A 16,472-nucleotide genomic window follows, 5' to 3' on the forward strand; every position below is an offset into this window, starting at 1 on the left:
AACACGTCCTTTGAAGGTAAAACGACTTATGAAGAAGAAATGCCCTGCAGCTTGCTGCAGGGTGTTTTTTGGGTGCTAAGGGCGAACAAATGTTTGAAAGAGGCGCGACGCTGTGCTATGATAGAAAAAAAAGAGAGGTAGAATCATGGACTGGGATACGATGCAGAAGAAGTTGGCGTTGCTCAGCGATGCCGCAAAATATGATGCCTCCTGTTCGTCCAGTGGCAGTTCCCGAAAAAATACGACAGGCGGCATCGGGAATGGGGCCATATCCGGAATTTGTCATTCGTGGTCGGCAGATGGCAGGTGCATTTCCTTATTAAAGGTATTAATGACCAATCATTGTATATATGATTGCGTTTATTGTGTGAATCGTTGCAGTCGCGATACGGAACGGACCGCTTTTTCGCCGGCCGAAATTGCGATGTTGACGATTCAGTTTTATCGCCGTAATTATATTGAAGGGCTGTTTCTCAGCTCCGGCGTCTGGCGTTCGCCCGATTATACAACGGAATTGCTGATTGAAACGGCGCGTATCTTACGAGATGAATATAGTTTTAACGGCTATGTTCACATGAAGGGAATTCCCGGTACGGCGCCGGAATTGATCAGCAGGCTCGGCTCGTACGTTGATCGCCTGAGCATTAATATCGAATTGCCTTCTGCCGCCGGATTGAAGCTTCTTGCCCCGCAAAAGACAAAAGAGACGATCTTAGTGCCGATGCGGGAAGTGAAGCGGCGATCGGCGGAACGGGCTGAGGAACGAAAGCATAGTAAAAAGGTTCCGGCATTTGTGCCGGCGGGACAGACGACGCAGCTTATCGTCGGCGCGACGGCGGACAGTGATCGCACGATTCTGCAGTTGTCTGAAGCCCTATATAGGCGGATGTCGTTGAAGCGGGTCTACTATTCCGCTTATGTGCCGGCTGTAACGGATCCGCGGTTACCGGCTCCGTCCCGGCCGCCCCTCTTACGGGAACACCGTCTTTATCAGGCTGATTGGCTACTGCGTTTCTATCAGTTTCGTGCCGATGAAATATTATCGGAAGCGTTACCCGATTTTGACACTCGCCTTGATCCGAAGACCTGCTGGGCTTTGCGGCACCCCGAATGCTTTCCTGTAGAGATCAATAAAGCGTCTTATCACATGCTGCTTCGCGTGCCCGGTATCGGCGTTCTCTCGGCGCGCCGCATTTGTGCGGCGCGCCGTTCGGCATGGCTCTCTTATGATTCGCTGCGCCGGTTCGGAATCATTTTTAAGCGTGCAAAATATTTTATTACCTGCCGAGGTAAGTATTATGGCGGCGTTTACCGCCTCGAGACCGTTCGCCAACGCTTATTGCTGCAAGAAGCCTCTCAGGCTTACGAAGCCGTGAGTCTTTTCGATGAAACGGGAGGTGCCTCGTGAATTATCATTATGACGGAACTTTTTTCGGCTTTCTCACCGCTGTTTTTGATGCTTATCATGACGGGATACGGCATGTCGCCCATATCCATAGCGATGCAGAGCGCTCTTTATTCGGGCAGGAGAAGGAAGTCGGCACCGATGCGGGTAAAGCGGTTCGCGTTCTGCAGGGGCTGAAGGCGTCTTGCGGTAAGGAGGCGGTGCACTTTCTGTATTACGCTTTTTTGGCGGAAACGGCTGAACGGGAGCCCGTATTATTGTATTATATCCGCCGGCTCTTTACTTGGCGGCAGACCTGGCGACGGCACTTGAGTGACGAGCTGATTTGGCAGACGCGGTTGTGGGCGCAAAAGACGGGGAATGAACGACATAAACTTTTGGGACTTCTTCGTTTTCAGAAATTGTCGGACGGGATGCTCTATGGACCTGTTGCGCCGACTGCCGCCGTCGTCCCTCTTTTGGCGCCGCATTTCATACGCCGTTTTCCCGAAGAGCGTTGGATTATCCACGATCGTCGTCGCGGCGTTGGCGTGTTGTATGAACAACATGAGACGGCTATCGTTGAAATTCCCTGCTCACGGTCTCCTGATCTGGCGGCGGAAGAACTTTGCTGGCAAAGCTTGTGGCAACGGTATTACCGTACCGCGGCGATTGAAGAACGCCGCAATGAATTGTTGCGGCGCTCTTTTATGCCTTATAAATATTGGCCCGATCTGATTGAAATGAAGTGATTTTTTTCGGTTTATTTTTCCTATCAGTTGTTATATAATAGTACCATTAGATTGTTATGAGGAAAGGTAGAATAGCGTGAAACCTGTTTTGGTGACGGTAGAGAGCATTCAACGAAATGAGAACGGCGAAGAGATCACGTTAGAGCTTGTTTCGGAAGGGAAATTCTATGCTAAAGACCGGGCGCAATATATTGTTTACGAAGAGAGTGAAATTACCGGCATGGCCGGCGTTACGACGGTTATCAAAATTCCTGAAGACGGTACGGTTTGTCTGCTGCGCTTGGGAAGTCTCAAGCAGCGGCAGGAGTATGCTGTCGGCAGGGAGAGCCGTTCTACTTATGAGACTCCGGTCGGTATCATGGGTGTGACGATGAAAACGTATGAATGTGATGTCGCTTTGCGGGACGGAGTCGGCACGATCCGTCTCGGTTTTGATGTCACGATTGAAGGTGTCGGGGCGAATTATAATCAGGTAACGATTACAGTGCGGGAGGATAAATCGTAATGGAATTAAAAGAACTGTTGACGCGGGGAATTCAGACGGCTTTGCAAGAAGCTGTCCGGAACGGGGAATTGCCGGACGGCGATTATCCTGCTGTTTTGCTGGAAGTTCCGCCGCAGAAGGAATTCGGGGATTTTGCCAGCAACATTGCCATGCAGTCGGCGCGCATTGCGAGACGGTCGCCGCGCGATATTGCAAACACGATTATTTCCCATATGGAGTATTCTTGGCTGAATAAAGCGGAAGTGGCCGGTGCCGGTTTTATTAATTTTTTTCTGAATCATACGGTTTTATACGACGCGTTGAAAGGCATTCTGGCGTCCGGATCGGCCTATGGTCAAGCGCCGCTGCGCGCTGACGATACGGTGCAGGTGGAATATGTCAGCGCGAATCCGACGGGGCCTCTCCATGTCGGTCACGGCCGCGGTGCCGCATACGGCAGTGCGTTGGTAAATTTATTGCGCGCCGCCGGCTACCGGGTTGAAGCGGAATACTACATCAATGACGCCGGCAATCAAATGAATAATCTGGCTGCATCCGTCAACGCCCGGTATTTGCAACTGCTCGGCAAAGAAGCGGAAATTCCCGAGAACGGCTATCATGGACAGGATATTATTGATACGGCACAGGCGATTATTGATCAGGACGGCGCCGCTTATCTCGAGATGGATGAGGCGACAAGGCTGGAACTGTTCAAAGATCGGGCTTATGCTGAAAAGCTGAAGGCCTTGAAACGTGACTTGGAACATTTTAATGTGCACTATGACCGTTGGTTCAGCGAACGGACGCTGCATCCGCAGGCGATTGAAGCGGCATGTGCCGTTTTAAAGCGGGACGGTAAGGTCTATGAACAAGACGGCGCGTTATGGTTGCGTTCGACTGCTTACGGTGATGACAAGGATCGCGTCGTCATCCGCGATAACGGTGTACCGACATATTTGGCTGCCGACATCGCTTATCACAAGAATAAATATGATCGCGGCTTTCATTCATTGATCAATATTTGGGGGGCCGATCATCACGGCTATGTGGCGCGCGTCAAGGCTGCCATGGCGGCGCTCGGGTATGATCCGCAGCGGTTGGAAATTTTGCTGTTGCAAATGGTGAGCCTTTTCCGCAACGGTGAAGTCGTTAAGATGTCGAAACGGACGGGACAGGCAATCACCTTGAACGAATTGATTGAAGAAGTCGGCACCGATGCGGCTCGGTATTTCTTTATCATGCGCTCCCTCGACACGCAACTTGATTTTGATCTTGACCTGGCGACGTCGCGGAGTAATGAAAACCCCGTTTACTATATTCAGTACGCACATGCCCGGATATACAGCGTGTATAGGCAAATCGAGGAAAAAGGCGGCACCGTACCGGATACATGGGATGATGTCGATTGGAGCCGGCTCTGTGAAGAACCGGAATTGGCGTTGATTAAGAAAATGACGGCGTTCCCCGAAGAGATCCAAAAGGCTGCTGTCAACAGAGAACCGCATCGTCTTGCTCATTTTGTTCATGAACTGGCAGGACTGTTTCACACCTTCTATAACCAGTGTCATATCATTCAATCCGACAAAGAACTGGAAAAGGCGAGGTTAGCACTGATTACGGCAGTCCGGATTACGATCGCTAACAGTCTGGCGGTTCTCGGCATTTCCGCGCCGAAGGAAATGTAGCGGAACAAGGCAATGACCGGATGAAGTAATGTTTTTTGTGAGCGGCGGCTCGACAGGGAGGAAAAATGGCTAAATATATATTTGTAACAGGTGGCGTTGTCTCTTCACTAGGCAAGGGGATTACGGCGGCCGCGTTAGGACGGCTGCTGAAAAACCGCGGGTTTAAAGTGACGATTCAGAAATTCGATCCTTATATCAATGTGGACCCGGGAACGATGAGTCCGTATCAGCATGGCGAAGTCTTCGTCACCGATGACGGCACGGAAACAGATCTGGATTTGGGGCATTATGAACGGTTTATCGATATCAATTTAGGCAAGAATTCCAATGTCACAACGGGGAAGATATACTGGTCCGTGCTGCAAAAGGAGCGTCGCGGTGATTATTTGGGACATACCGTCCAGGTTATTCCCCATATTACCAATGAAATTAAAAACCGTGTTTACCGTGTAGGAGATGAAGACAATGCCGACGTCGTCATTACCGAAATAGGAGGAACCGTCGGTGATATTGAAAGTCTGCCCTTTCTCGAGGCCATTCGGCAGATCCGCAAAGATGTGGGACGTAACGATGTCCTGTATATTCACGTCACCCTTGTTCCTTATATCGGTGCGGCCGGAGAATTGAAAACGAAACCGACGCAGCATAGTGTCAAAGAGCTGCGCAGCATTGGAATTCAACCGGATATTATTGTCTGCCGTACGGAGAAACCGCTTTCAGAAGAGATGAAAGAAAAATTAGCTCTTTTCTGTGATATTGACAAAGATGCGGTTATTCAAAACAAGACGCTTGACAGTATTTATGAGGTTCCCCTGTTGTTGGCCGAAGAAGGCATGGATAAGATCGTTCTGGATAAACTGGCGCTGCCTGATAAGCCGTGCGACATGGATGACTGGAAAAAGATGGTTTACGATATTTACCACACGGAAAAAGAAGTAGATATTGCGCTGGTCGGAAAATACGTGGCTCTGCATGACGCCTATTTGAGCGTAGCCGAAGCGTTGAGCCATGCGGGAATCGCTTATAAGGCAAAGGTCAATATTCATTGGATTGATTCGGAATATTTGGAAAATCCGGCGCTTTCCATGGCAGATGTCTTTAAGGATATTGACGGGATCGTTGTTCCCGGCGGTTTCGGTAATCGCGGTATTGAAGGCAAAGTCCGCGCGATTCAATACGCTCGTGAGCATAAGCTGCCGTTTTTGGGCCTTTGTCTCGGCATGCAGTGCGCCGTTATGGAATTTGCCCGCCACGTGTGCGGTATGGACGGCGCTACCTCTTCGGAATTCAATGAAACGGCCGCCTATCCGGTCATTGATTTGATGCCCGATCAGGTGGATATTTCCGATAAGGGCGGCACAATGCGTTTAGGTGTGTATCCCTGTAAACTTTCGGAAGGAACAAAGACATATGAAGTGTATGGAGATAAGCTGATTTATGAACGTCATCGTCACCGTTGGGAATTTAATAATAAATACCGTCCGGAATTAACGGCTGCCGGATTGGTTCTTTCCGGTACGTCGCCGGATGATCGGTTGGTGGAAATTATTGAAATTCCCGATCATCCCTGGTTTGTGGGCTGTCAGTTTCACCCTGAATTTAAGTCGCGTCCGACAAAGGCGCATCCGCTTTTCCGCGGCTTGATCAATGCGGCTTTGAAGGGAAAAGAAGAACGCCGGTAAATACAGCTGATACTCGCAAAAGGAGGCATTCTGTATACAGAATGCCTCCTTTTTATGATTTTTTGACGATATTATGTGAAAAAAATAACAGCAACTCTCAGAATATTAAATTATAAAGAAAATTCTCTTTTTACAGAGGTAACTTAAAGTTTGCCTGCAAATAAATAAGCATGAAAGAAACACAGTTGATGAGGATATGCCGGTGCTTTGCAAGAAGAAACTTATACTGAAAGAGTGTATTATTATTTATATATGATCAGCGTATGCCTTTTGATTATCCTTGAAAAACAATGCGAATCAATTATGCTAAAACGATTAGCTTGCGATAATTTTCACATTGAATATTGAAACATATAATGATATAATGGGTACGACTGAAAGGGTGCCTTTATGTACATATCGGCCCTTTTTGCGTATACATTGAATGGAAGAAGACAGCTTGGATAAGCGAAAAACCTTTTTTCTTATCCAAAAACCTGAAAAGCAAGGGGCGTGTCTTCGCCGGCAGATGGATAAGCGCTTGACGGGATACAATGGAAGAAACGTAGGTGTCGGATTCGTTTCAGAGACGGACGCTTTTTATAGCGGACTCATGTTGTAAGTTCCGTCAGAGTTATTGCTTACTGTTTTTATTATTTTCATTAAATAGATTAATGAGGTGATTTTTGATGATGAAAAGCTTTATCGGTGGGGTCCATCCTGACGATGGGAAAATCTATGCAAAGGACAAAGCAATAGAAGCCCCGGCAGTACCGGAACAAGTAGTCATCCCGATGAGTCAGCACTTTGGTGCACCTTGTACTCCGACAGTCAAGGTTGGCGACCACGTTAAGAAAGGGCAGCTCATAGGGACCAGCGATGCATTTTTGCACGCTGATATTCACGCTTCGACTTCCGGTGACGTTGTCAAGGTAGCCCCTATGCCGCATAACATGATGGTTACATGTATGGCGGTCGTCATTAAAGCGGATGGAAAAGACGAATGGGTCGAAGGTCTTCCTGCTGAACATGACTGGAAACAGCTTGACGGCAAGGAAATTATTGACTTGATTAAGGCTGCCGGTGTTGTTGGTTGCGGCGGTGCGACGTTCCCGGCGCACGTTAAATTGACACCGAATAAGCCTGTTGACACCTTTATCGTCAACGCTGCCGAATGTGAACCGTATTTAACTGCCGATTATCGTGCCATGCTCGAATGGGCGGATAAATTGGCTACAGGCGTGCAGATCTGCATGAAGGCGTTAGGAGTTACCAAGGGGTTCATCGGCATTGAAGATAATAAAATGGACGCCGTAAAGGTTATGGAAGAAGCCTTTAAAGATATTCCTGAAGTCAGCGTTGAAGCTTTGCCGACGAAATATCCGCAAGGCGCGGAAAAAATGCTGATTAAAGCCGTTACGGGAAGAGAAGTCGAACCGGGCGGTTTGCCGATGAATGTCGGCTGCGTCGTCAGTAATGTCGGCACGGTCTGTGCTATTACCGATGCCGTTTGTCATGGCATTCCCTTTATTGAACGTGTTACGACGGTGACTGGAGATTGCATTGCCGAACCGAAGAATCTGCTCCTTCGCATCGGGACCCCGTTCCAATATGCGTTAGATTACTGCGGCGGCTTTTCCAAGCAACCGGATCGCGTTATCGGCGGCGGCCCGATGATGGGATTGGCGCAATATCAGCTTGATGTTCCCATCACTAAAGGCGCTTCCGGTATCGTTGCTTTGTCTCCTGAAAAATGTCAGGTTGGCGTCGAAGATCCCTGCATTCGTTGCGGACGTTGCGTCGATGCCTGTCCGATGGGGCTGATTCCCAGCCAATTAAGTATTTTCTCTGCTTGCCAGGCGTGGGACAAATGTATGGAATACGGTGTCATGAATTGCGTGGAATGCGGCAGTTGCGTATTTACTTGTCCGGCTAAACGGAACATCGTACAGTATATCCGCAATGCGAAATCGCAAGTGAAAGCTATGCAGCAAGCAGAAAAAGCCAAAGCGGAAGCCAAGGCCTAAGTCATAAACGGAAGAAGGGATAATAGATGAGTCCAGAAATTAAAGGACAGACAAACGGAGCGGGCGCGAGCGGCACACAGGAAGTCAGACTTACTGTATCATCTTCACCGCATGTCCGTTGTAATGAATCGATTTCCAAAATCATGTGGAGCGTTGTAGCGGCTTTGGTACCGGCTGCCGCGTTTGGCGTATATTATTTTGGAATGAACGCTTTAATCAATATCATTGTTTCCATTGTATCGGCTGTTGCCTTTGAATATTTGTGGGAAAAATTATTGCACAAAAAAATTACGATCAAAGACGGCAGTGCCGTTATTACCGGCCTTCTTTTGGCCATGTGCGTATCGCCGCTTCTGCCGTGGTGGATGTGCATCGTCGGCTCTTTCCTGGCTATTGTGGTCTGTAAACAGTCGATGGGCGGATTGGGGTATAACCTGTTTAATCCGGCGCATGTCGGCCGTGCCGGCTTGATGGTTTCCTGGCCTGTTGCCATGACGACGTGGACACAGGTGAACGGAACTGTCGTGGACGGCGTTGCCGGCGCTACGCCGCTCAATGTTTTGAAACATGGCGGTCACGATGCGCTGCTCCAATTGTTCGGCGGCGATCCGGCTACTATGTACCAAAGCTTATTCTTCGGATTCCGCAACGGTTCGATGGGGGAAACTTCAACTGTTCTCTTGGTACTTGGCGGGCTTTTCCTCATTTATAAAGGCTATGTCAAATGGCAGGCTCCCGTTGTCATGATTGCCACCGTCGGTATTATGATGTGGATTTTCGGCGGCGTAACCTTAGGCACGGGCCTTTTCTCCGGCGATCCCCTTTTTCATATGATGGCCGGCGGTCTGATCATAGGTGCATTCTTTATGTCGACTGATATGGTTACGGCTCCCATTACTTTGAAAGGCCAGATAATTTTTGCTCTCGGCGCAGGACTGATCACGGTCCTTATTCGTCTTCTCGGCGGTTATCCTGAAGGTGTCTGCTACTCCATCTTGTTGATGAATGCCGTTACACCGTTGATTGACCGTTTGGTAAAACCACGCATCTTTGGTTCAGTAAAGGCAAAGGGGGCGAACTAAAATGTCAGAAACTACAGGAAGCAGCATTTTCAAGATTGCTCTCAACCTGATCCTGACTTGTTTGGTATCAGGATGTATCATCGGCGCCGTATATTTTGTTACAGGTCCGATCGCGAAAGTAAAAGCGGAACAGATGAAACAGGAGTCGATGAAAGCTTTGGTGCCTACGGCTGATTCGTTTGTGCCGGTAGCGAATGAAAAAGATACGTTCATTGCCCAAAAAGGCGGACAGAAGGTCGCTTTTATCATTCCGACGGAACCGAAAGGGTACGGCGGACCGATCAAGATGTTGACGGCCGTTTCCTCTGACGGTGCGGTAATGGATTATACGATGCTTGAAGCCAATGAAACACCGGGTCTCGGTGACCGCGCGGCTAAAGATCCGTTCCGCGGCCAGTTCAAGGGAAAGAAAATCGACGCCTTGGAAGTTACGAAAGACCATAGCGACACGAAACATATTCAGGCTATGACGGGTGCTACGATTTCTTCCCGTGCAGTTACTTTGGGTGTCAAAGAGGCTGTCGAAAAAGCAGCACAGTTAGGAGGTAACTGATTATGAGCTTATGGAAAGTATTCAGCAGAGGCGTCATTGAAGAAAACCCATACTTCGTTCTGGCCTTGAGCTTATGTCCTGGTTTGGCTGTTACTACCAGCGTTATCAACGGTTTGACGATGGGCTTGACCGTATGGTTCGTTATTACTTCCAATAACGTTGTGGTATCTATCATTCGTAAGACGATCAATAAAAAAGTACGTGTGCCTGTATATATTACCTGTATTGCCACGATTGTTACCTGTGTGCAATTGTTCCTGCAGGCCTTTGCACCTGATCTGTATAAAGCCCTTGGCGTATATCTCGATTTGGTCGTTGTTTTCGCCATTATTCTTGCCCGTGCAGAATCGATCGCTTCTAAAAACGGTATCGTCGTCTCCTTCCTTGACGGTATGGGCATGGGCGTCGGGTTTACCATCGCCATGTTTATTATTTCCGTTATCCGCGAAATTATCGGCAACGGCACTTTTGCCGGCGTTGAATTATTTGGTCCTGCCTATCAGCCCGCTTTGATCATGGCCTTACCGCCTGGAGCCTTTATGCTTATCGGTTTCCTTATGGCCGGTATCAAGATGTACAACCAGTCCCGTGAAAAAGCAAAACTGCTGAAAGAACTGAAAGGAAGTGAAGGATAATGGGCGCCTATTTTACATTGTTTATCGGTGCAGTACTGATTAACAACTTCGTCTTGACCAAGTTTTTAGGGTTGTGTATTTTCTTCGGCGTATCCAAGAACCTCAACGCTTCTATCGGTATGGGCTTTGCCGTAACTTCTGTCATTACATTGAGCACAATTCTTGCTTGGCTGGTTTATAACTTTATCTTAGTTCCCTTTGATCTGACTTTCTTGCGTACCATCACTTTTGTTGTCTTGATCGCAAGTTTCGTACAGCTTCTGGAAATTATCATCAAAAAGGAATCGCCTACGCTGTATAATATGTGGGGGATTTACCTGATGCTGATTGCGACCAACTGTATCGTATTGTCAGTTCCTGTACTGAGTGTTACGAATAACTATAACTTTATCGAAAATATCGTTTTTGCCGTCGGTTCCGGTATAGGGTTTGCTTTGGCCCTGATTTTAATGGCCAGCGCTCGTGAAAAACTTGACTTTGCAGATGTACCGGATGCCCTTAAAGGGACCCCTATCGCTTTCATCGTAGCCGGTATGTTATCCCTCGCATTTTTGGGCTTCTCAGGCATGTTGTAAGCGTAAAGGAGCTGAACAGATATTATGAATCAAACTTTATTTATTTCGATCATGGCCGTTGTCATCATGGTTGGCGTCGGTATCGTTTTTGGCTTCGTCCTCGCTTTGGCAGATAAGAAATTCGCTATGGAAGAAAATCCGCTTATCGGTGAAGTAAAGGAAGCCTTGCCGCAAGGGCAGTGCGGGGCCTGCGGTTTTGCCGGTTGCGCCAAATACGCGGAAGCTGTAGTCAATGATCCGGATGTCGCGCCCAATCTTTGTGTGCCCGGCAAAGCGGAAGTTGCCGCTATCGTTGCCGAATTGACGGGCAAGGTTGCAGAAGCTTCGGAAGCAAAGTTTGCCCATGTTCGTTGCCGCGGCGGTAACGGCATTGCCAAATTAGCTTATGAATACAAAGGTGTTCATGACTGTGCCGCTGCCAAACAGATTCAGCAGGGGCCCAAATCTTGTAAATTCGGCTGCCTCGGGTTCGGAAACTGCGTACGCAGCTGTCCGTTCAATGCCATGACCATGGGGACAAACGGTCTTCCGCTGGTCGACAAGTTACTTTGCACAGGCTGTGGGAAATGTGCCAGTGTCTGCCCGAATCATGTCATTGAGTTGTTGCCTGTCAGTGCCAAAGTCAGCGTAAGCTGCAGCTCTAAAGATGCCGGCGCAGTGGCTAAAAAAGCATGTTCCGCCGCTTGTATAGGCTGCGGTCTCTGCGTTCGCAACTGCACGCATGAAGGCGGCGTCAAGGTCGTCGATCATCTGGCTATCGTCGATCCGGAAGTTTGCCGCATTTGTGAAGAGCCGACGTGTGTTCCTAAATGTCCGACAGGTGCTATCGCCGCTTATGTAAGTGCTGCAAAATCTGAAACGGCAGAACAGAAAATAGGTTAATAGATGAACTGGAAGCGACGCGTTATACTGATCGGTATGGCAGCGTTCCTGGTTATCGTAAACTGCTCCGGATGCTCTTTGCGTCCGGAGCAGTCTTATGATAAAAGCGGGATTGCCATGGATACGACTATTTCCTTGCGGGCCAGCGGTAAGGAAGCCAAGGACGCTGTGGAAGAAAGTTATGCGAAGATAGAAGAATTAGATCGTCTGGCCAGCGCCCAGAATCCGCAGAGCGACGTCAGCAAAATCAATCAGCATGCCGGACTCGATTATGTTCAGGTTGATCCTGCTGTATATACGATGATTGCTTTTGCCAAAGCGTATTCGGAAAAAACGAACGGAACTTGGGATATTACGATCGGAACGATTTCGCAGTTATGGGGAATCGGCACCGACCATGCGCGTGTTCCCGATGATGAAGAAATCCGAGCGGCTCTTGCCCTTGTCAATTATCACGATATCTTGCTCCGGCCCGAGGATAACAGTGTAAAACTGGCGAAAAAGGGCATGTACATTGATTTAGGCGGGATTGCCAAAGGATATGCCGTTGACGAAGTTCGAAAAATATATGATGCACATCGGATTAAGAACGGGCTGATTAATTTAGGCGCCAGTTCTATGTACGGCGCAGGTCATAACTCAAAGGGGAAAACTTGGAAAATCGGTATCAAGCATCCACGCGCCGATGAACCGGATCGCTACCTGGGCATCGTATCGGTCTCGGATACATATGTGTCCACCTCCGGGGATTATGAACGCTTTTTTGAAAAAGATGGCGTTCGTTATCATCATATTTTTGACCCGCAAACGGGCCGTCCGGCCGGCAGCGGTGTCATGAGCGACACGATTATTGTCCGTAACGACATTCCTCATGCCGGTATGCTCAGCGACATGTTGACGACGATCGTCTTTATTGCCGGGCCGGAAAAAGGGATGGCGCTCATTCGCTCTATGGAAGGCGTTGAATGTGAGATCACCGGTACGGACGGGACTGTTTATATGACAGAGGGATTCAAAAAAGATTTTTCGGACTTGGATAGGGATTTTAATTTAGAACAATAAGGTAATAAAGAAAAAAGATAGAAATTAATATTTTTTTAATTATTTTTTATATTTACTTTTCCTTTATAATATCTTAATATAATAAGTAGTGTGGAAACAAAAAATTATAGAGGATGGTAGGTAAGATGGATCATATTGATGAAAGTATTTTAGGCATTTTAAAGAAGAACGGTAAAGCGTCCGCTACGGAAATCAGCAAAGTAGTCGGCCTTTCCATTCCTGCTGTTGCCGAACGTATTCGTAAGATGGAGCACAACTCGATTATCGAGGGATATGGCGCTAAGATCAGCCGGCGTAAGACAGGCTACAATGTGACGGCGTTTATTATGGTGAATGTTGAACGGAACGGTAACGACGACGAATTTCGTTCTAAAATACTGTCGTTTCCGCAGGTACTGGAGTGCCATCACATTGTCGGCGCTTTTGATTATTTATTGAAGGTGCTGGTTAAAACGCCTGATGAGTTGGAGCAGTTTTTGATGGCGCAATTGAACGAGATACCGATGGTTACGTCATCACAGACATTTATGTGCCTTTCTACAGTGAAAGAAGAATGGAACGTGTAAACACAAAAAAAAGACCGCTGCTGCGGTCTTTTTTTTGTGTTTATGCTTCTGCAAGTACTTTTCCGTCCAGAGAAACCGTTACGACTTGGAAGGGGATATTCTTGCCGCTTTGCCGTAATGCCTGTGCCGCCGCCTGCGCAATGCCGCTGCAACAAGGGACTTCCATACGAACGACAGTCAGCGAACGAATCGCGTTTGCCCTGATGATTTCCGTTAACTTTTCTTCGTAATCGACGGTATCCAATTTCGGACAACCTATCAGTGTGACTTTGCCGCAGATGAAGTCACGATGGAAAGACGCGTAGGCATATGCTGTACAATCGGCGGCAACGAGCAGATGGGCGTTATGGAAATACGGCGCATTTGTAGGCACGAGACGCAGTTGAACCGGCCATTGCCGCAACTGAGACGGCTGCGGGCCGTCTTCTTTTTTGCCAGCGTTTTTATTGGCGAGAGAAGGAGGCAGGGCTTGCGGCTGACTGCCTGCACAGGATGTCAACTTTCCGGCATTTACGGCCGCTTCGTCATAAGCTGCCGCTTCGCGGACTTCAACGGTAATGGCGTTTGTCGGACAGTGGGGCAGACAATTTCCGAGGCCGTCACAGTAATCATCTCGCAGCAGACGGGCCTTTCCGTTCACTATTGCGATGGCGTTTTCATGGCAGGCAACGGCGCAACGGCCGCAACCGGTGCATAACACTTCGTCAATGTGAATAATCTTGCGCTTCATAGACGATCCTCCTTAGCGATTTTTCATAGACAGGACTTTTGTTTCTGCGTCCAGTATAGTACAATAAAAACAGCATGTATGTTGTTTTTGCAACGGGGGGGGGATCATATGGAGACGTATACTGCCATTATTAAGGAATCCGTTTTGTTTAATCATATGGATGCGGCCGATGTCGGGCCGTTTTTGGAATCCATGGGCGCCAGAAAACGGAAATTCAGCAAAGGAAGCTTCGTTTTTTATGCCGGCGACGATATCAAGACGATCGGCTTTGTCGTTAAAGGCATTGTGCATATTGTACAGGAAGATTATTGGGGCAATCGCAATATTTTAGCGCGTATACAGGCGGGAAATCTCTTCGGCGAGGCTTTTGCCGCATTACCTGATGCGCAATCGGAAGTGGACGTTATCGTCACGGAAGACGCGGAAATCATCTTTGTCGACGTGACCAAAATATTGCATGGCGGTGTCGTGCTGACACCGCAGCAGGGACAATTTGTGAGCAATTTATTGGCGCTGATGGCGCAGAAAAATCTGATTTTGACTCGCAAAATACGCTATATATCACAGCGCTCGACGCGTCAGAAGCTGATGGCCTATCTGTCTGGCGAGGCTCGCAGCAGACGATCGGCTACGTTCCGTATCGATTTTAACCGGCAGCAGTTGGCAGATTTTTTATCCGTAGATCGCAGTGCCATGTCGTCCGAGTTGAGTCGTATGAAAGCGGAAGGGCTGATTGATTACAAAAAAGAAAAATTTACGTTAAAAGAAATATAGCTGCCGAAAAGGCAGCTATATTTCTTTTATTTTAAGTGAGGAAGAATGTGCCCCATTTTGTTTTTCTTTGTTTCCAAATAAAATTCATCGAATTCCTGCGGCCGCATTTCGATCGGAACACGTTCGGTGATTTCAACGCCGAATCCTTCCAGTCCGTATACTTTTAACGGATTATTGGTCAGAAGGCGAATTTCTTTTGCTCCCAAATCCTGCAGAATTTGCGCGCCGATCCAATATTCACGCAGATCCGGAGCGAAGCCCAACTTTTCGTTGGCTTCTACCGTATCATAACCTTGTTCTTGCAGCATGTAGGCCTTCAGTTTGTTAATCAAGCCGATACCGCGCCCTTCCTGACGCATGTACAGGAGAATGCCGCGGCCTTCTTTATCTATCTGGTGCATGGCGGCCGCTAACTGTTCACCGCAGTCACAGCGCTGCGAACCGAAGACATCGCCTGTCAGACATTCGGAGTGAACGCGGCAGAGCAAGTCTTTTCCGTCGCCGATCTCGCCTTTGACCATGGCCACGTGATGTTCGCCGGTCAAATCGTTGACGTAGCCGAAAATACGGAATTTTCCGAATTTTGTCGGCATTTTTGCTTCCGCTTCGCGACTGACATGTTTGTCGTGACGGCGGCAGTAGTTCTGAAGATCATGGATGGTAATGAATTTCAACTTATATTCGTCGGCCAATTTCCACAGATCCGGGGTCTGCATCATCGTACCGTTGTCGGCCATGATCTCGCAGCAAATACCGACCTGTTTCAGACCTGCCAGCCGCATCAAATCGACGGTCGCTTCCGTATGGCCGCTGCGGGCCAAAACGCCGCCTTTTTTGGCGATGAGAGGGAACATGTGTCCGGGACGTCGAAAATCTTCCGGGCGAACCGTTTCGTCGGCACATTTGCGAACTGTCAACGCCCGCTCGACGGCGGAAATACCTGTTGTCGTATCTTTGTGATCAATCGAAACGGTGAATGCCGTTTCGTGATTATCCGTGTTTTCGCCGACCATGGGGTACAGGCCGAGACGATGGGCGTATTCCTGGCTGACAGGCATGCAGATCAGCCCTTTGCCATAGGTGGCGACAAAATTCATTATTTCTGTCGTGCAGAATTGACCGGCGCAAATCAAATCGCCTTCGTTTTCACGATCCGGATCATCTGTGACGATGATCAAATGACCGGCCTGCAATTCGGCAATCGCTTCTTCTACGGTGTTGTATTGATGCTTTTCCAATGATAAAACCTCCTGACATTATAAGAGCCCTGTCGGCTGCAAGAGCCGTCAGGGCCGTTTGATGAGTTCATGGGTCGCGCAAAAAACACGACTCATATCTTCTTTCATCCAGACTATACTGTCGGTTTTGGAATTGCACCAAATCAACGCCTGTACAACGTTCGCGGACTATACCGCCGATCGGGAATTACACCCTGCCCTGAAGATATTTTGGAGTACTTGTTTATTATACAGATAAACCGATCGTTTTGCAATACTGTCATCAAGGTGGAATTTGCTCAACAGACCGTGTTTTCTTGACGCGCCGGGGGAAAAGAGCGCGCCCCTCTTTATCTTCGAAGATAATCGCGGTATACTTATAAGACAGGTTTCCTTTATCCGC

The 16,472-nt window shown here is 48.3% G+C and carries 16 protein-coding genes and 1 riboswitch; of the genes, 14 read left to right on the top strand and 2 right to left on the bottom strand.

Going from position 1 to position 16,472, the window contains the following annotated elements; all coding sequences use genetic code 11:
* Nucleotides 1-145 precede the first annotated feature (145 nt).
* The 13 genes from C0977_RS04000 to C0977_RS04060 all read left to right on the top strand — a co-directional run bounded on the left by C0977_RS04000 (nucleotide 146) and on the right by C0977_RS04060 (nucleotide 13,348).
* Nucleotides 146-1,408, top strand: a complete 1,263-nt coding sequence (locus tag C0977_RS04000; protein WP_101912521.1) for a putative DNA modification/repair radical SAM protein — start codon at nucleotides 146-148, stop codon at nucleotides 1,406-1,408.
* Nucleotides 1,405-2,136 carry a TIGR03915 family putative DNA repair protein gene (locus C0977_RS04005; protein ID WP_101912522.1) on the top strand — a complete coding sequence of 244 codons (732 nt, stop codon included), beginning with the start codon at nucleotides 1,405-1,407 and terminating at the stop codon, nucleotides 2,134-2,136. The genes C0977_RS04000 and C0977_RS04005 overlap by 4 nt, the downstream gene beginning before the upstream one ends.
* A gap of 76 nt (nucleotides 2,137-2,212) precedes the next feature.
* Complete coding sequence (locus tag C0977_RS04010; RefSeq protein WP_023054595.1) at nucleotides 2,213-2,641, top strand: DUF1934 domain-containing protein; 429 nt, start codon at nucleotides 2,213-2,215, stop codon at nucleotides 2,639-2,641.
* Nucleotides 2,641-4,305, top strand: coding sequence for an arginine--tRNA ligase (gene argS, locus C0977_RS04015; protein ID WP_101912523.1), 1,665 nt, complete (start codon nucleotides 2,641-2,643; stop codon nucleotides 4,303-4,305). The genes C0977_RS04010 and argS overlap by 1 nt, the downstream gene beginning before the upstream one ends.
* A gap of 65 nt (nucleotides 4,306-4,370) precedes the next feature.
* Nucleotides 4,371-5,987: a CTP synthase gene (locus C0977_RS04020; protein WP_023054621.1), complete on the top strand. Its 1,617-nt coding sequence runs from the start codon at nucleotides 4,371-4,373 to the stop codon at nucleotides 5,985-5,987.
* A gap of 668 nt (nucleotides 5,988-6,655) precedes the next feature.
* Nucleotides 6,656-7,993 carry an electron transport complex subunit RsxC gene (gene rsxC / locus C0977_RS04025; RefSeq protein ID WP_023054661.1) on the top strand — a complete coding sequence of 446 codons (1,338 nt, stop codon included), beginning with the start codon at nucleotides 6,656-6,658 and terminating at the stop codon, nucleotides 7,991-7,993.
* Nucleotides 7,994-8,019: 26 nt separating this feature from the next.
* Nucleotides 8,020-9,075, top strand: a complete 1,056-nt coding sequence (locus C0977_RS04030) for an RnfABCDGE type electron transport complex subunit D (protein ID WP_101912524.1) — start codon at nucleotides 8,020-8,022, stop codon at nucleotides 9,073-9,075.
* 1 nt (nucleotide 9,076) lies between these two features.
* A complete protein-coding gene (locus C0977_RS04035; RefSeq protein WP_023054666.1) occupies nucleotides 9,077-9,628 on the top strand; it encodes an RnfABCDGE type electron transport complex subunit G in 552 nt (183 codons plus the stop codon).
* A 2-nt stretch (nucleotides 9,629-9,630) separates the two neighbouring features.
* Complete coding sequence (gene rsxE / locus C0977_RS04040; RefSeq protein WP_023054707.1) at nucleotides 9,631-10,263, top strand: electron transport complex subunit RsxE; 633 nt, start codon at nucleotides 9,631-9,633, stop codon at nucleotides 10,261-10,263.
* On the top strand, nucleotides 10,263-10,838 hold the full coding sequence (locus tag C0977_RS04045) for an electron transport complex protein RnfA (protein WP_023054603.1): 576 nt from the start codon (nucleotides 10,263-10,265) through the stop codon (nucleotides 10,836-10,838). Before rsxE ends, C0977_RS04045 begins: the two co-directional genes overlap by 1 nt.
* A 24-nt stretch (nucleotides 10,839-10,862) precedes the next feature.
* Nucleotides 10,863-11,720, top strand: coding sequence for an RnfABCDGE type electron transport complex subunit B (gene rnfB, locus C0977_RS04050; RefSeq protein ID WP_023054681.1), 858 nt, complete (start codon nucleotides 10,863-10,865; stop codon nucleotides 11,718-11,720).
* 3 nt (nucleotides 11,721-11,723) lie between these two features.
* Nucleotides 11,724-12,782 (top strand): FAD:protein FMN transferase, encoded by a 1,059-nt coding sequence (locus C0977_RS04055; protein ID WP_101912525.1) that lies wholly within the window; start codon nucleotides 11,724-11,726, stop codon nucleotides 12,780-12,782.
* A 125-nt stretch (nucleotides 12,783-12,907) separates the two neighbouring features.
* On the top strand, nucleotides 12,908-13,348 hold the full coding sequence (locus C0977_RS04060) for an Lrp/AsnC family transcriptional regulator (protein WP_036243349.1): 441 nt from the start codon (nucleotides 12,908-12,910) through the stop codon (nucleotides 13,346-13,348).
* 40 nt (nucleotides 13,349-13,388) lie between these two features.
* Here C0977_RS04060 and C0977_RS04065 read toward each other — a convergent pair whose 3' ends face one another.
* Complete coding sequence (locus C0977_RS04065; RefSeq protein WP_101912526.1) at nucleotides 13,389-14,078, bottom strand: ATP-binding protein; 690 nt, start codon at nucleotides 14,076-14,078, stop codon at nucleotides 13,389-13,391.
* 108 nt (nucleotides 14,079-14,186) lie between these two features.
* On the opposite strand from C0977_RS04065, the gene C0977_RS04070 reads away from it, so the two are divergent.
* Entirely contained in the window at nucleotides 14,187-14,852 is a 666-nt protein-coding gene (locus tag C0977_RS04070) for a Crp/Fnr family transcriptional regulator (protein ID WP_101912527.1), read from the top strand.
* Between the two features lie 26 nt (nucleotides 14,853-14,878).
* Here the strand turns inward: C0977_RS04070 and C0977_RS04075 are convergent, their stop codons facing one another.
* On the bottom strand, nucleotides 14,879-16,090 hold the full coding sequence (locus C0977_RS04075) for a bifunctional 3,4-dihydroxy-2-butanone-4-phosphate synthase/GTP cyclohydrolase II (protein WP_101912528.1): 1,212 nt from the start codon (nucleotides 16,088-16,090) through the stop codon (nucleotides 14,879-14,881).
* A gap of 92 nt (nucleotides 16,091-16,182) precedes the next feature.
* A riboswitch (FMN riboswitch) is annotated at nucleotides 16,183-16,301 on the bottom strand.
* Between the last annotated feature and the right edge of the window lie 171 nt (nucleotides 16,302-16,472).

This window comes from Megasphaera vaginalis (ex Bordigoni et al. 2020) (assembly GCF_900240295.1).
GTDB classification, from domain to species: Bacteria; Bacillota; Negativicutes; order Veillonellales; family Megasphaeraceae; genus Megasphaera; species Megasphaera vaginalis.

Bases quoted from the DNA above. Each gene is read 5' to 3' on its own strand.
- argS (WP_101912523.1), top strand. From the start codon at position 2,641: ATGGAATTAAAAGAACTGTTGACGCGGGGAATTCAGACGGCTTTGCAA.
- C0977_RS04060 (WP_036243349.1), top strand. From the start codon at position 12,908: ATGGATCATATTGATGAAAGTATTTTAGGCATTTTAAAGAAGAACGGT.
- C0977_RS04000 (WP_101912521.1), top strand. From the start codon at position 146: ATGGACTGGGATACGATGCAGAAGAAGTTGGCGTTGCTCAGCGATGCC.
- rsxE (WP_023054707.1), top strand. From the start codon at position 9,631: ATGAGCTTATGGAAAGTATTCAGCAGAGGCGTCATTGAAGAAAACCCA.
- C0977_RS04020 (WP_023054621.1), top strand. From the start codon at position 4,371: ATGGCTAAATATATATTTGTAACAGGTGGCGTTGTCTCTTCACTAGGC.
- C0977_RS04045 (WP_023054603.1), top strand. From the start codon at position 10,263: ATGGGCGCCTATTTTACATTGTTTATCGGTGCAGTACTGATTAACAAC.
- C0977_RS04070 (WP_101912527.1), top strand. From the start codon at position 14,187: ATGGAGACGTATACTGCCATTATTAAGGAATCCGTTTTGTTTAATCAT.
- rnfB (WP_023054681.1), top strand. From the start codon at position 10,863: ATGAATCAAACTTTATTTATTTCGATCATGGCCGTTGTCATCATGGTT.
- rsxC (WP_023054661.1), top strand. From the start codon at position 6,656: ATGATGAAAAGCTTTATCGGTGGGGTCCATCCTGACGATGGGAAAATC.
- C0977_RS04030 (WP_101912524.1), top strand. From the start codon at position 8,020: ATGAGTCCAGAAATTAAAGGACAGACAAACGGAGCGGGCGCGAGCGGC.
- C0977_RS04035 (WP_023054666.1), top strand. From the start codon at position 9,077: ATGTCAGAAACTACAGGAAGCAGCATTTTCAAGATTGCTCTCAACCTG.
- C0977_RS04065 (WP_101912526.1), bottom strand. From the start codon at position 14,078: ATGAAGCGCAAGATTATTCACATTGACGAAGTGTTATGCACCGGTTGC.
- C0977_RS04055 (WP_101912525.1), top strand. From the start codon at position 11,724: ATGAACTGGAAGCGACGCGTTATACTGATCGGTATGGCAGCGTTCCTG.